Annotated in this window: 2 protein-coding genes; both read left to right on the forward strand. The window is 57.6% G+C overall.

Features of this window, described 5'->3' with window-relative positions; genetic code table 11:
• Nucleotides 1-428 (forward strand): HRDC domain-containing protein (locus WCE46_RS05705; protein ID WP_424732738.1); only part of this gene is annotated, 428 nt, incomplete at its 5' end.
• 90 nt (nt 429-518) lie between these two features.
• Nucleotides 519-1,995 (forward strand): excinuclease ABC subunit UvrC (gene uvrC / locus WCE46_RS05710; RefSeq protein ID WP_424732739.1); only part of this gene is annotated, 1,477 nt, incomplete at its 3' end.

The following is a 1,995-nucleotide window of genomic DNA, read 5'->3' on the forward strand; positions in this document are numbered from 1 at the left end:
ATCTCGTCCGGCAGGGATATCTCGCACGAACCGGTGACAAATATCCGGTCATTGCTCTTGGTGCGAAAAGCAGCGGGCTGCTCGCCGGGACCTGCCGGGTCCGGCTCCCGGTACAGGAGCGCGATGCATTATCGACCACCCCGACCACAGCACCGGAAGCCGGTGATGTAGTCGATGGGGATGCCCGCGAAGCGGAGGCTGAACTCTTCCAGCGGCTTAAAGCGGTCAGGACGTCCCTTGCCCGGGAGAGAGGGGTGCCCCCGTATGTCGTATTCGCGGACCGGAGCCTGAGGGAGATGGCACGCGCCCGTCCGTGCGACCGGGCGCATTTCGCGACGATCCCGGGGGTCGGGCAGATCAAACAGGAGAAATACGGCCCGGTCTTTCTCGACGCGATCAGGACGTTCTGCAGCGAACCGGCCGACTGAAATCTTAAAACTCCGGTACCGGGTTTCTCATATTCGCATTACCCCATCCCCAACGCTTAATGAGCCTGCACCCGGATACTCTTTTGATCCATGATCGACACCGCGAACCTTCCCGAAAATCCCGGATGTTATCTCTATTCCGACGAAGCTGGGACGATCATCTATGTCGGGAAGGCAAAGAACATCAGAAAACGGGTGTCGAGTTATTTTACCAAAAAAGATCACGACCCAAAGACAAAGAGCCTGGTCACCCATATCGCGTCGGTCGATGTTGTCGTCACGGATACCGAGACCGAAGCTTTCCTTCTCGAAAACACGCTCATAAAAAAACACCAGCCGAAGTATAACATCGATTTAAAAGATGCAAAACGCTACGCGTGGATCGAGCTGACCGGCGAAGAATACCCGCGGCTCGTGGTTGCCCGCCGTGCGTCGGGAAGCGGCACATTCTTCGGGCCGTTTGTCTCAGCCGCGGAGCGCGACTACGTGCTTAACGTGGCAAAAAGGGCATTTCACCTGAGGACCTGCAAAAAACTCCCGAAGCGTCCCTGTCTCCGGCGCCACATGCAGTCCTGCTGCGCCCCCTGCACCGGCACCGTGAGCTTGGAAGAGTACGGAAAGAACGTGAAGAAAGCTGCCCTCCTTCTGGGGGGCAAATCTCACGAACTGCTCGATGAACTCAAAACTGAGATGGCGGCACGCTCGTCCGCAGAGGATTTCGAGCGGGCGCTCGTGTTGCGGAACGAGATTACGGCCATCGGGCACCTTGCCGACCGTCAGCACGTGGAGCACCGGCGCGAGTACGACCAGGACGTGATCGCGTACCAGATAACAGACGGGAAGGTCTACCTCACGGCATTTAACGTCGAACGCGGATCGCTCGCGAACAAGGAGGAGTTCGTATTCGAGGCCGGGGAAGACTTTTTCGAGGAATTCCTCGTCCAGTATTACTCGGACCGGGAACCCCCGCAGGAACTGATCCTCGGGCACGAAACTGACCCTGCACTCGCAGATTTTCTTTCGATTAAAAAAGGAAAACGCGTCGGGATCATCGTCCCGCAACGGGGGGAGAAACGGCAACTGCTCGAACTCGCACAAAAGAACCTCGAGATCGCATTCTTCCGCGACACGCTGAAAGGAGCCGAGCTCGGCACTGCCCTTCACATGGCACGACCTCCCTCCGTGATCGAGTGTTTCGATATCTCGCATCTCTCCGGCACCTCAATGGTCGGGTCGATGGTGCAGTTCCGGGACGGAAAGCCTGACAAAAGTAACTACCGGCGGTTTAAGATCAAGACCGTCGAAGGGATCGATGATTTTGCGTCCATCGCAGAGGTTGTAAAACGACGGTATACACGGCTCCTCGATGAGCACGCCCCGTTCCCGGATCTGGTGATCATCGATGGCGGCAGGGGACAGCTTTCCTCGGCACGCGGGGCGCTTGCCGGTCTGGGGGTGACCGGCCAGCCGGTCATCGCGATTGCAAAACGGGAAGAAGAAGTCTATGTACCAGATGCAGACCTGCCGCTCCGGCTCGACAGAAAAAGCATCGCACTCCGGTATATCG

The organism is Methanoregula sp., from assembly GCF_049690535.1.
In the GTDB taxonomy this organism is placed as follows: Archaea; Halobacteriota; Methanomicrobia; order Methanomicrobiales; family Methanospirillaceae; genus Methanoregula.